Annotated in this window: 10 protein-coding genes; 6 read left to right on the top strand and 4 right to left on the bottom strand. The window is 37.3% G+C overall.

Annotated features, from left to right (window positions below; all coding sequences use genetic code 11):
* Nucleotides 1-327: 327 nt before the first annotated feature.
* Complete coding sequence (gene uvrB, locus HWX04_RS04290; protein WP_175868977.1) at nucleotides 328-2,649, bottom strand: excinuclease ABC subunit UvrB; 2,322 nt, start codon at nucleotides 2,647-2,649, stop codon at nucleotides 328-330.
* A gap of 286 nt (nucleotides 2,650-2,935) precedes the next feature.
* Nucleotides 2,936-3,232: an SH3 domain-containing protein gene (locus tag HWX04_RS04285; RefSeq protein ID WP_175868976.1), complete on the bottom strand. Its 297-nt coding sequence runs from the start codon at nucleotides 3,230-3,232 to the stop codon at nucleotides 2,936-2,938.
* A gap of 336 nt (nucleotides 3,233-3,568) precedes the next feature.
* On the opposite strand from HWX04_RS04285, the gene greA reads away from it, so the two are divergent.
* The 3 genes from greA to HWX04_RS04270 all read left to right on the top strand — a co-directional run bounded on the left by greA (nucleotide 3,569) and on the right by HWX04_RS04270 (nucleotide 5,678).
* Nucleotides 3,569-4,042: a transcription elongation factor GreA gene (greA, locus tag HWX04_RS04280; protein WP_005773808.1), complete on the top strand. Its 474-nt coding sequence runs from the start codon at nucleotides 3,569-3,571 to the stop codon at nucleotides 4,040-4,042.
* Between the two features lie 14 nt (nucleotides 4,043-4,056).
* Nucleotides 4,057-5,115: a glycosyltransferase family 4 protein gene (locus tag HWX04_RS04275; RefSeq protein ID WP_175868975.1), complete on the top strand. Its 1,059-nt coding sequence runs from the start codon at nucleotides 4,057-4,059 to the stop codon at nucleotides 5,113-5,115.
* Between the two features lie 374 nt (nucleotides 5,116-5,489).
* Entirely contained in the window at nucleotides 5,490-5,678 is a 189-nt protein-coding gene (locus HWX04_RS04270; RefSeq protein WP_175868974.1) for a hypothetical protein, read from the top strand.
* 286 nt (nucleotides 5,679-5,964) lie between these two features.
* On the opposite strand, the gene HWX04_RS04265 is transcribed toward HWX04_RS04270, so the two are convergent.
* Complete coding sequence (locus HWX04_RS04265; RefSeq protein WP_175868973.1) at nucleotides 5,965-7,359, bottom strand: TrkH family potassium uptake protein; 1,395 nt, start codon at nucleotides 7,357-7,359, stop codon at nucleotides 5,965-5,967.
* 312 nt (nucleotides 7,360-7,671) lie between these two features.
* Between HWX04_RS04265 and trxB the strand changes: the two genes are divergently transcribed.
* From trxB to HWX04_RS08565, 3 genes are all read left to right on the top strand, one after another.
* On the top strand, nucleotides 7,672-8,628 hold the full coding sequence (gene trxB, locus HWX04_RS04260; RefSeq protein WP_175868972.1) for a thioredoxin-disulfide reductase: 957 nt from the start codon (nucleotides 7,672-7,674) through the stop codon (nucleotides 8,626-8,628).
* A 45-nt stretch (nucleotides 8,629-8,673) separates the two neighbouring features.
* The gene (locus tag HWX04_RS04255) at nucleotides 8,674-9,579 is read left to right on the top strand and encodes a LysR family transcriptional regulator (protein WP_175868971.1); all 906 of its coding nucleotides are present in this window, start codon (nucleotides 8,674-8,676) and stop codon (nucleotides 9,577-9,579) included.
* A 356-nt stretch (nucleotides 9,580-9,935) separates the two neighbouring features.
* Entirely contained in the window at nucleotides 9,936-10,334 is a 399-nt protein-coding gene (locus HWX04_RS08565; protein ID WP_246257424.1) for a hypothetical protein, read from the top strand.
* Nucleotides 10,335-12,133: 1,799 nt separating this feature from the next.
* On the opposite strand, the gene HWX04_RS04245 is transcribed toward HWX04_RS08565, so the two are convergent.
* Nucleotides 12,134-13,336, bottom strand: a complete 1,203-nt coding sequence (locus HWX04_RS04245; RefSeq protein WP_175868970.1) for a pyridoxal phosphate-dependent aminotransferase — start codon at nucleotides 13,334-13,336, stop codon at nucleotides 12,134-12,136.
* Nucleotides 13,337-13,359 lie beyond the last annotated feature (23 nt).

Genomic DNA, 13,359 nt, shown 5'->3' with positions numbered 1-13,359 from the left:
TGATGATAAAAGCACGGCTTTATATTCTTTATCACGCTATATAGGGGAGTTTTGAGATATGAAAAGGTATTCTTTTATTTCGCTGCTAGCACTTTAGAATTGAGAGAAGTTTTAAAGTCGTTTTCACGTTTGATGGATATTTAAAGCAGCTGGATTGTGTGCGAAGACGAAGACAATGAAAAAGCATTTTCTGAAATTGCTTATTTATTCAACTGTAGTGGGTATTGACATTTAGGGTATTTATTTGCGGAGTAGTACTTTTTCCTGTGATCTTATGAAGATTTGATAGGGATAAGATTGATTGTAAATGCTTTGAAGAGCTTTAGATTATTGATTGGGTGGTTTTTTTTTGTGTTTTTTTGTTGTTATCTTAAGAGTGTTTTGGTGAGATCTGCTTTTGCTCTTTCGATTTTTTAAAATACCAGTATCCATTGTTGGGCCCATGTGATCAAGACCTGGCTTTGTAAAAAAATTTGATTGTATCATGGGAGCATGGATAGATTGTTCACGGTGATCTGGTAAGGGATCATCCGCAATTGCGAGTTCTATTTTTTGGAGTTGTTTGATTTCATCACGAAGCCGTGCTGCTTCTTCAAAGTTAAGATCAGCAGCTGCTGCACGCATTGATTTTTCTAGAGATTGAATATGGCTTGCTAAATTGTTACGATCCATATCACTTTGCGTAATAAAATTAGAAATATTTGTAAGAGTTTGATGGTTTTCACTTCCTGCATTGAGAATATCGTCGATATTTTTTTTGATACTGGTTGGGGTAATATGATGTTTTTCGTTATAGGTTATCTGTTTTTGTCGACGTCTTTTCGTTTCTTGTAAAGCACGTTCTATAGAGCCCGTAATGGTATCTGCATAAAGAATAACGTGACCATCTACGTTGCGTGCGGCACGTCCGATGGTTTGGATGAGCGAGGTTTCTGAACGCAAAAAACCTTCTTTATCGGCATCTAATATGGCAACAAAACCACATTCTGGAATATCCAAGCCTTCTCGAAGAAGGTTGATCCCAATGAGGACATCAAAGGTACCAAGTCGCAGATCACGAAGAATTTCAATACGCTCTAATGTATCAATGTCAGAATGCATATAGCGTACCCGAATGCCTTGTTCGTGGAGATATTCTGTCAAATCTTCAGCCATACGCTTGGTCAGCACAGTGACCAATGTACGGTAGCCTTTTTGAATTGTTTTACGAATTTCACTCACAACATCATCGACTTGGGTGCGTGCTGGACGAACTTCTGTTTCTGGATCAACAAGTCCTGTTGGGCGAATAATTTGTTCAGCAAAAATGCCGTGAGATTGTTCTATTTCCCAGCGTCCAGGTGTTGCTGAGACAGCAATTGTTTGTGGACGCATGGCATCCCATTCTTCAAAGCGCAAAGGACGGTTGTCCATACAAGAAGGTAGGCGAAAACCATATTCTGCTAGGGTTGCTTTTCTGCGAAAGTCACCGCGATACATGCCACCAATTTGGGGAATCGTTACATGGCTTTCATCGATAAAAACAAGAGCATTGAGTGGAATATATTCAAATAAGGTTGGTGGTGGTTCACCAGGATTTCGTCCTGTTAAATAACGTGAATAATTTTCAATCCCCGGACATGAACCTGTAGTTTCTAACATTTCTAAATCAAAAATTGTACGCTGTTCTAAGCGTTGTGCTTCTAAAAGACGTCCAGCAGCATTCAATTCATCAAGACGTTGTCCCAGTTCTCTTTTGATCGATTTCATTGCTTGATTTAAGGTTGGACGCGGTATTACGTAGTGTGAATTGGCATAAATTTTAATCGATTGAAGGTCATCTGTTTTTTGTCCTGTTAGAGGATCAAATTCGGTAATTTTTTCTACTTCATCACCAAAAAGCGAGATACGCCAAGCACGATCTTCAAGGTGAGCAGGAAAAATTTCAATGGTATCTCCTCGCACACGAAAGGAACCACGAACGAAATTAATGTCTTGTCGATAATACTGTTGAGAAACTAAATCAGCCAAGAATTTTCGTTGATTGAGTTTTTCGCCTTTTTCTATTTGGAAAGTCATCGCCGTATAGGTTTCCACGGAACCAATTCCATAGATACAAGAGACAGATGCAACGATGATAACGTCATCACGCTCTAAGACGGCGCGTGTTGCAGCATGACGCATTCGGTCGATTTGTTCATTAATAGAGGATTCTTTTTCAATATAAGTGTCAGAACGTGCAACATAGGCTTCCGGTTGATAATAGTCATAATAGGAAACAAAATATTCGACAGCATTGTGAGGAAAAAATCTTTTAAATTCCCCATAAAGCTGCGCCGCTAAAGTTTTATTGGGGGCTAAGATGAGAGCTGGACGTTGGGTTTTTTCAATGACTTTCGCCATTGTATAGGTCTTTCCAGAGCCAGTAACTCCCAAAAGCACTTGTGTTTGTTCATCTTTTTCAATTCCATCAACCAGAGTTTTAATGGCTTGAGGTTGATCTCCCGCCGGTTTAAAAGATGTTTCAAGTTGAAAGGGAATACCACCTTCAGATTTTTCAGGATAAATAGGACGGTGAGGTGTCCATAACGCACCATTTTTAAAAAGAGGATTACCTGAAGCAATGAGAGCAGAAAGAGCTTCTACGGTTGCAGTGACACCATTTTTCATTGTTGTATCCTTTGATAGAAAAGTACTGGTGATTTTAAAGGGAATACTAATTTTTACAATTTCATTACGATAACAGCAAAACGTTATTGAACAGGTTTGTTTTGGTTTACTGGCGCTTTCATGAGAATATTGATAAAGTTTTTTCTATTAATATAAATTCCTCGAAATATTTCTTTGGAGGGGGTATATTGGTGGTCGTTCGTGGAACACTATTGCATTCTTGCCATGATGATCTTCAAGAGGGCATAAGTTATTATGGCTGTTATGGAGAATAATCATATGTGGTCTATTTGGGAACTAAAGACATTGTGTATGTGTGATAAAGATCATTTCCGTCTTTAAATGAAAGATAACGAGATGACACCCAACCTATTTGAGTGTTATATCGGATATGACACCAATTTCCTTTACAATTTTTAACAAAAACCAATTCTCCAGCAGATATTAAGCCACAAAGTGCATACTGAGTGCTAGGTCCTGTTCTGAAATTAAGATTTTTTGTCACAAAGGCATCTGCTGCTTCAGACATTTTTGTGGCTAATAAGAAAGAGCCAAACATAAAAAAAATGACGAAATTTTTCATTTTTCTGCAAAGAACTTCTCTAGAAATTATCCTTCTCTTTTCCTATCCCATATGATTTCCTTTGCTAGACTATGATAAAATAAAAAAAATTACAATTCTTTCTTCTTTATGAGATTTTGAAGTTAGGAGAGTGAAGTTTAACGTTTTAAACACCAAAATGAGATGTTTTAAACACTATTAGTGCATGTTTTGTTCCCTTTATTTATTTTTATATGGAAAACAGGGATACTGTGCTATATAATGAAAAAGATCGTAGTTTTCGGATTCCAGAAGTAATTTTGGAAGCCGTTTTTTGTATTTTTATTAAACCTTCCGTATAATAGAAAGGGACGGATTATGGAAAAAGTTCCGATGACTACAGCTGGTTTTGAAAGTCTTAAAGAAGAGTTGCGTTGGCGTCAACAACAGGAACGTCCACGAATTATTGAAGCAATTTCTGAGGCTCGTGCTCATGGTGATCTGTCAGAAAACGCCGAGTATCATGCAGCTAAAGAAGCACAAAGTCATAATGAGGGGCGTATTAATGAGCTTGAAGATTATATCGCGCGGGCAGAAGTTATAGATGTCTCTCGTCTTTCAGGCGACAAAATCAAATTTGGAGCGACTATTAAACTCTTGGATGAGGATACTGAAGAAAAAAAGGTATATCAGATTGTAGGGGATCAAGAAGCTGATGTAAAAATTGGTAAAATCTCTATTTCTTCACCGATTGCGCGTGCGCTTATTGGCAAGCAAGAGGGTGATGTGATTGAAGTGAATGCGCCCGGTGGTGCGCATAATTACGAAATCATTAAGGTTCAGTATATCTAAATATCTCAATAATTATGCGTGTGTCTTTGGAAGAAACTGAGATTATTGCGCCTCATTTTAAAAGGCGTTTATCGGGAGTAACATCTACGATTATTCAGCTCGTTCCACTGCAGCGCGAACAGGGTGTGCGTATATCCACTTTGGGGTTTGGACTACCAAAAAAATTGCCAGCTCTTGCCTTTAGGGACCTTTTCGGACTTTGGAAAAGTCCGAAAGGGAAGTTGTTTCGCATTTGGCATGCAAGGCGCAATATTGAGATGCTTTGTGGGATCTTTTTGCGTGATGTCTTGAAGATGAAGCTGAAACTTATCTTTACGTCGGCTTCACAACGTCATCATAAGCCTTTTACCAAATGGTTGATTCGCCGTATGGATAGAGTGATTGCTACCAGTACACATACGGGCGCTTATCTAGAAGTGCCGCATAAGGTTATTATGCATGGGGTAGATGTGAGACGTTTTACACCACCACAGACTCTTGATGATTGTTTTTCTTCGTCTGGGTTTCCAGGAAAATATGCGGTAGGGTGTTTTGGGCGTGTGCGCAGCTCAAAGGGAACAGATTTATTTGTTGATTCCATGATAGCATTATTGCCACGCTACCCAGAGTGGACAGCGATTATCGCTGGTCGTACGACAGAGCAACATTATCATTTTGAAAAAGAATTACGCCAAAAGGTTACTAAAGCTGGCCTGGAAGATCGCATTATTTTCCTTGGTGAGATTCTAGACACACCTTTGTGGTATCGTCGTTTATCGCTTTATGTAACACCTTCTCGTTTGGAAGGTTTTGGTTTAACACCATTAGAGGCAATGGCATCACAAACAGCTGTGGTAGCAAGTGATGTCGGAATTTTTAAAGAATTGGTGGTGAAAGGAACAGGATTAGTGGTTAAAGTAGGAGATGGGGAAGCCTTAACGGCAGCTATTGAACCTTATTTTGCTGATGTAGAAAAAACATTGGCAGCCGGAAAGAAAGCTTTAACCCATGTTCGTACGCATTTTCCTTTGGAAAAAGAAGCAAGCGAAATTGAAAGTGTTTACAAAGAACTGTTTGCGAAAAAAATACCTTAATACTATATTCAAAATCTTCTTGAAGAATAATAAAAAGTGCTTCCCTTAAAGTTTGTTTCATAATTATCAATAACTCAATGATATAAATGTTATTTTATAAAATTTATCTTGTCTTTATTAGAACGCTATAAGGAGTTCGCAAAATTTTAGATAAAAGAGTAAAAATATATACGCTTGAGAGCGATATGTGGCTTATGATAAAGCATACAAGAAGGGAGGATAGATAATTTACCCTTTTTATTTAAATAAGAGCTTTAAATATTGTAAGGTTTTTTTCATATCAAATCTATTGATATTAAATCAATGAGAGCTATTCTCTTGCACATCACAATTGCAAGATCTCATGTGGTGGAAAAAACTATTGAAGACAAGCTGTGGTTTTTTATAAATTGTCTGAAATACAAGCTGTTACAACATTAACAGAAAGAAAAGAGTATAGTGCTGCTAATTTATATCTTATTTTGTGGTATCGACGTGCACCTTATTATTTAAGTAAAAGTAATAATGCCCATTTTATATCTTTCATGTGGACTGTCGTGAAATGGGGGGCAGGAGCACTGTGAGGTGTTTTTTAATAAGCTTGTGAGTTTATAATAAATGGTATTTTATTTTTTATAAGGCCATGATTTATTAGAGAAAAAACATTTTTATCAGCAAATATTCATATTTTTTGCATGAGAGATTATTCGTAAAAAAGAATGTTCTATGTATCTATTTTATTGGATAAAGAAGCTCAATAATGTAATGTAGGGTGTTATATGTTATGGCTTTGAAAGTTATTAGCACTTGCTGTTCACGGTTTTTTATCTTGATAATTTCTTATCATGGTAGAATAAAATCCTCTATGCATTAGAATTGTTCCCGCCAGAAAGCGGGAATAAAAAGGACGAAAATTGTTATGATTTCAAGGCGTCCAGCTAACATGAGAAAACTTAAAATCCATAAAGCATTATCGTTGATTGTAGAGAAATTACCAACGGGGCCAATAATATCTCCAAAGCCTGGGCCAACATTTGAAAGTGCTGTTAAGACGCCCGTAAAGGCAGAGGTAAAATCAAGACCAGTTGTAAGCAAAAATGCCGTTCCGATAACAAGGCAGAACATATAAAGACAGACAAAAAACAAAACGGCTTGAGCAACATCGTTTGATATATTTGAGTGATCGTAGCGCGCCTTTACAACGACATTCGGAGACAGAAGTTTTTCTATATTTGTTTGTGTAATACGCCAAAGAATAATGAGGCGATTGATTTTCATGCCACCAGAAGTAGAACCAGCACATCCGCCTGTAAAAGAAACAATGAAGAAAATTCCAAGCGCAAAGGGTCCCCAAAGTTGATAATCTTCAGCGCTGTAACCTGTAGTGCTAATAATGGATGAAAGATGAAAAATGACATCAAGAAAAATCAAATGGAAAGCGCGATGGTCATGAAACCGTAGCCATGCTGCTAAAGCAAAGCTGAAAAGGAAAACGATATGAAGAAAAACAATCACTTGTGGGTCAAGGAAGCGTTTGGAGTGACCAGGAAGGACTAATTTAACATAAAGTACGAAGGGCAAGGCAGAAAGCAACATGAAGATTGTTGAAATAATTAAGATGGCTGGTGTATCAGAAAAATAGCCAAAAGAAGCATCATGCGTTGAAAAACCAGCAGTTGCTACTGTACTCATTGCATGATTAATGGCATCAAATAAATTCATGCCCGCAGCAAAATAAGAAAGCATACAAGCCAATGTGAGGCCTACATAGGCGATGATAATTCCGTTCGCAATTTGGTTGATACGAGGTAATATTTTTTCAGATTTATCAGATGATTCCATATGAAAAAGTCGTACGCCCCCCACGCGCAGTGAAGGCAAAAGTAAGAGAGCTAAACCGATAAAACCAATGCCCCCAATCCAGCATATAATAGAACGCCATAACAAAATACTTCGCGATAAATGATCAAGACCAGAAAGGACTGTGGAGCCTGTTGTTGTAATGCCAGAAACAGATTCAAAAATGGCTCCTGCTAAAGAAATAGGAAGAGGGGAAAGATAAAGAGGTAAAGCACCTACGATACTTCCTGTAAGCCAAAGACAAACAGTGAGCATAAAGCCAAGTCGTGCTGAAAAACGACAAGTAGCTCCCTTCGTTGCTAAAAGAATTAGCGTTGCTAACATGGTGGTTATAGCACAAGAATAGAGAAAGTTTATCCAATTACGGTTGTTGTCGTGCAGATCGACAAAAATTGGCAAAAGCATCGCTCCTCCCATGATTAACGCAAAACGTGCACAAACATTGATAATAAACTGAAAAATGACCGTTCCCTATCTTTGTATCTCTTTATTATTATGATTTTGTGTTCATAAGAATTTACGTTTTTCTCTTTATAGGATAAAGATTAATTCTTAACATTAGCATGCCTTGATGAATTGGTAATCAGACCTTTTCATAAAACTTGAAAAGGAGTATACATATAACATAGTTGAGGCTATTAAAAAATATTTTTTTAAAAAACTGTATTCCGTTATAATTTATAGAATAATGAAGTTATAAAAAGTAAAGGGCATTTAATGATACAATCGCATATTCGTCTGCTGATTATTGGCTCAGGTCCGGCTGGTTATACAGCGGCAGTTTATGCGGCAAGAGCTATGCTCCATCCGGTTTTAGTGACAGGTTTGCAGCAGGGGGGACAATTGACAATTACAACCGATGTCGAAAATTATCCAGGTTTTGCTGACCCCATTCAAGGACCATGGTTGATGGAACAAATGGCAAAACAAGCTGAGAAGATGGGAACAAGAATTATCTATGATGCGATTACAAAGGCAGATTTATTGAAGTATCCTTTTATCTTATATGGGGATTCAGGAACACAATATTCTTGTGACGCACTGATTATTGCGACAGGAGCCCAAGCGCGCTGGCTTGGTTTAGAAAGTGAACAGACCTTTATGGGCGGTGGTATTTCTGCTTGCGCTACATGTGATGGCTTTTTTTATCGCGATAAGGATGTTATTGTTGTAGGAGGAGGGAATACGGCCGTTGAAGAGGCCCTTTATTTATCGCATATAGCAAAAAGTGTAAGCGTGGTTCATCGGCGAGAACAATTTCGGGCAGAGAAAATTTTGCAAGAGAGATTGCTTGCCCGCGATAATGTACGTGTTCTTTGGGATCATGTTGTCGAAGAAATTGTAGGGCTGCCAGCTCAAGGGTCAAAGGGAGCTGTTGTAACAGGGGCACGTTTGAAAAATGTTAAAACAGGTCATGAGATGAAAGTGGAAGCAGAGGGAATATTTATTGCCATTGGGCATGATCCTGCTGTTTCTCTGTTTGAAGGACAACTGAAACAAAAACGAGGTGGCTATTTATGGACAGCACCGGATTCAACAGCAACAAGTGTTGCTGGTGTTTTTGCTGCAGGGGATGTAACAGATGAAACATTCCGCCAAGCTGTAACAGCCGCGGGAAGGGGATGTATGGCAGCGTTAGAAGCAGAGCGGTTTTTGGATATATCTAAGCGTTAATAATTCATTGAGCATATAGAAAATCTAGAGGTAGGAGGATTAATTGTGGCGCCACCATTGGATTGGGATAAGTTGAGGGTTTTTCATGCAGCAGCAGAAGCGGGATCTTTTACGCATGCTGCTCAAAAGCTTCATCTATCTCAATCAGCAGTTTCACGACAGGTCTCGGCTTTAGAACAAGAGGTTGGGGTATCTTTATTCCTGCGTCATGCGCGTGGTTTGATCCTTACAGAACAGGGAGAAACTCTTTATCGTACGGCTCATGATGTTTTGATGAAGCTTGAAAGTGTACGTTTGCAATTAAGTGAAAGCTATGCAAAACCAACGGGGCATTTGCGTGTGACTTCGACCTTCGGAATGGGGGCTGGGTGGATTGCAGAGCGTATGCCAGAATTTCTTAGTCTTTATCCTGATATGCAGGTTCAGCTTTTGCTTTCCGATGAAGAACTTGATTTGACAATGTGTCATGCAGATTGTGCTGTGCGCCTCCATCAACCCCAACAACCTGACCTTATACAAAGAAAATTATTTACAATTCATATGCATGTTTATGCTTCGGAAAAGTATATTGCAAATTATGGAAAACCTGAAAAATTATCTGACCTCGATGAACATCGTATTATTTCTTTTGGTGAACCTGTTCCTCCTTATTTGTCTGGTTTAAATTGGTTAGAAAAAGCTGGTAGAAGTGATGGATCTTTGCGTTTTTCAGTCCTACAAATTAACAATATTATTTCAATAAAGAATGCGCTTATGCGTGATCTTGGGATTGCTGTACTACCTGATTATATTGTCAATAATGATGAGCGTTTGGTACGCCTTTTTCCTGATATGGTTGATATTCCTTCTTTTGATACTTTTTTTTGTTATCCTTATAATTTAAAGAATTTGGCAAGGTTGAATGCTTTTCGAGATTATATTTTTTTAAAAGCGCGTCAGTGGTCTTTTTAATATTCATGCCTTAATTTATAAGGAACAATGAGTTGTTTTGCACCTTAAGACTCTCCTAATATTCTTTCGTTTCAAATTTTCCCATATTGAATCAATTAAAATCATTCATTGAATGACGTTGTAAGTGTACAACTTATTGATTTTTAATTGTAATCCATCGTTATTTATATTGAATTAGCAGCTTGAGTACCTTAGATTCTCTCATTCCAAACCTATTTATATTGAATCACTCAAAATTATTTACTTGCACATCACAAGTGGGGAGAACATGTCGATAAAAATTGTATAAGAAAGACACACCTCTTTTGAACTGTCTGAAGTTCCAAGGGCTGTTGAAACATTTTAGAGCTGGCAAAGTGTGTAATGGCGCCGGCTTGCTCCTTCACAAGTGTAAAGATGGAGGGAGTTATAACATTCACGGGAGCGCTGCCGCGAAATGGGTTTGGAAGCCTTTGAGAGATGTCTCTTTAAAACAAGCACGTGAATATGCAGTGCAATGGCGATCTGTTTTAAGTGAAGGTTGTGCCCCCATTAAAGAACACGATAAACAAAATTATAAGGCAATAGGCAATCTCTATTATTTAAAGGATATTGCTTTAGATGCTTTTGAAAATCGAAAGGTTGAATTAAAAGCTGATGGTAAAGAGATAAGTTGGTTTTTTTTTACCCCATTTCATATTTTCCTTAAATTAGGCGCCTTCCCGTTACAGAAATTACACAGAACAGAAATACGCTCACTTCCATCTGGCATATAAAAGCTAATACAGCTTATGAAGTGTTGAACCGTCTTCAAATATGCTGCGGTACGTTAGATGTGGATGTTGATTTACAAGCAGTAGAATAAGCACGGGCTTTCTTAGGGAAATAATGCGATAAAACACAAGATATGTCGGCAATGGATTGGAGAGATATTCCAGCTTTTTACAAAATACTTTGCGAAATAACAACCGTAATACTTTTGGCTTTGTATTTGCTTATTCTTACAAGAGTTCGTGATTTTCCTTCATATTCATAAAAATCAGGTTGAGGGGTTATCGTTTCTACCATCTTTGGTGCGAGAATATGAAAGGTTGACGGATACGATAACAGAGTTTCGCGTGCCTTTAAGAGATATTAGAAATACTGAGACAAATGTGTCTGCTATCTCACAATGATTTTTTTTGTTAGAGGTTGTGGTTACTTTGCTAAGAGTTGTATATCAAAGTATATGAGAAAAATAAACTTGGAGCTTTTTTGCATGGGCTGCACTCTAGTTTATGGGATTGGCTCCCTGAACACAACGGATGCCTCTTATAAGGTCGCTGAAACCATTTTAGGTCATACGGTGGAAGGCTTTCGTTTGGATAAATACCTTTGAAAAAAGGATCAAATATCTTTTATGAATGCTCTCAAATGTGAAGGTTATTATAACACTGAAAATGATATAATCGTATGAGGATAACTTCTTTCTATTTAATTTAAAGAGAGTAGTACAAGATTGAGAAAAAATAGAGCTATGTGTTTATTGCATAGCAGATACGCTTAAGTCTTTATTGTGCTTCTGCTTATAAAATGACATAGAATGTTATCTCTTGATTATGTTGCCTCCCATTGCATTTTCTTGAGTGTTCCCTTACGAAGATCTGTCAGATTGATTTTATCTCTGAGGATTTTCCAGATTTGCCGGACATTTGTCCGGCTTTTTTTATTCCTAAAAGACTACCTAGAATTTTCAGGGCATGGGAAGATTGATAAGAGAAAATTTCAAAACTTATGGATATCCAACAAATTTTTTTAAGTATACTAAAGCTCAACGAGAAATTTGTGAGAGACTTATTCTATGGTACCATAAAAACACTGTCTTTAGGCGCGTGATATAAAGCATGTAAAACTTTATCAATTCGCGTGCTTTTTTAAGAAATATTGGTCAGTGTGCTCAAGCTTTTTGATATCCATGAATAGTATTACATAAAAGTTTTAACAAGATAATATAGGATTCTCTATAAAACTATTTTTGCACTTATGGAAAAGCAGGTTGGTATGATCATGCTTTATCAGCTTTCAGTCGGGTCTTCCTTGCATTTGAGAAAGGAGGATATTTTTGCTCCTTTCTTTAAGTATTTTACCAATACATCAACTTTGCGTATTGATATGTAAGACAATGATATTAATCGGTTTTAGATAGGCAGATTTGAAATAAGAGAATCTTAAAAGAGGATGATTCAAATTAAAAATCGATGAATTATTATAAATCAATATTTTTCTGTATACCATTTATTATAACTTAAGTGACGATAAATATAATATGATTTGTCTTCTACCAAGAGAAAATAAAGAGATGCGAAAGTTAAATCAGTTCATTTTCATAAGAGGATGAAAGACCTCTATAGATTTTCAACTTTGAGGGAAAATATTATACGATATAAATTTAGTTTATAATTTCTTAATTTTAAGTTCCCTATTCATGAATATTTTTGCTGAATCGATAAGCTCTGTTCATGATATAACTTTCGATATTTTATCAGATAGATAATCATTCGGCAAAAAATAATCGCAAGAGATGAAGTTAAAAATTTTAAATTAAACTGTTACAAAAGCGTTGGATACGTGTGCAAGCTTCTTCAAGTAAATTTTCTGATGTTGCATAAGAAATACGAAAAGTTGATCCAAGTCCAAAAGCAGATCCTTGAACGACAGCAACAGCTTCTGTTTCTAGAAGTGCTATAGCAAAATCTTCATCATTCCTAATACAGTGGCCATTCGGTGTTTTTTTGCCAATAAGTTCTGCACAAGAAGGATAAACATAAAAAGCCCCTTCGGGTGTTTGACAATGAATGCCAGGAGTTTGGTTTAGCATGGAAACAACGAGATCACGGCGTGCTTGAAAAATACTTTTATTTTTAGCGATAAAGTCTTGAGGCCCATTGAGTGCTTCAATAGCAGCCCATTGTGAAATAACGCTCGTGCCAGATGTTTGCTGACCTTGAATAATATCCATAGCTTTAATGAGTTCTTGTGGGCCACCTGCATAACCGATTCTCCAGCCTGTCATTGCATAGGCTTTGGAAACGCCATTCATTGTGAGTGTACGCTCATAAAGCGCTGGTTCTATTTGCGCGGGAGTCACAAAGGTAAAACCTTCATACGTGAGATGTTCATATATATCATCGGAAAGGATATAGATATGAGGATATTTTACTAAAACATCCGTGAGTTTTTTCAATTCATTATATGTATAAGCGGCCCCCGATGGGTTTGAAGGAGAGTTGAAGATGAGCCATTTTGTTTGGGGAGTAATAGCAGCTTCTAGCTCGTGTGGTTGGAGTTTATAAGAAAATTCGGCTTTTGTTTCTAAAAAGACAGGCGTACCATCGTTAAGTGCGACCATTTCTGGGTAACTCACCCAATAAGGGGATGGAATGATGACTTCATCTCCTTTGTTTAAAGTTGCCATCAAAGCATTAAAGAGAATTTGTTTTCCACCGGTCCCAACAATAATTTGTTCTGGTTGATAAAGAAGGTTATTTTCTCTTTTAAACTTTGCAGAAATTGCTTGGCGCAATTCTGGAATTCCAGATATAGGAGGGTATTTTGTTTCTCCCCTTCGAATAGCTTCAATGGCTGCATTTTTGATGTTATCTGGGGTATCAAAGTCTGGCTCTCCAGCACTTAAAGCAATAACATTACGTCCTAATGTTTTTAAGTGACGAGCCTTTTGGGAAGCAGCAATTGTTGCAGAAGGTTTGATACGAGACAGCTTGTCTGCAATAAAAGCCATAATTTAAAATCCTTATATTATAT

Source organism: Bartonella gabonensis (assembly GCF_903679515.1).
GTDB classification, from domain to species: domain Bacteria; phylum Pseudomonadota; class Alphaproteobacteria; order Rhizobiales; family Rhizobiaceae; genus Bartonella; species Bartonella gabonensis.
Note: the sequence above shows the minus strand (reverse complement) of the source record. Positions and strands in the feature narration are given on the sequence as shown.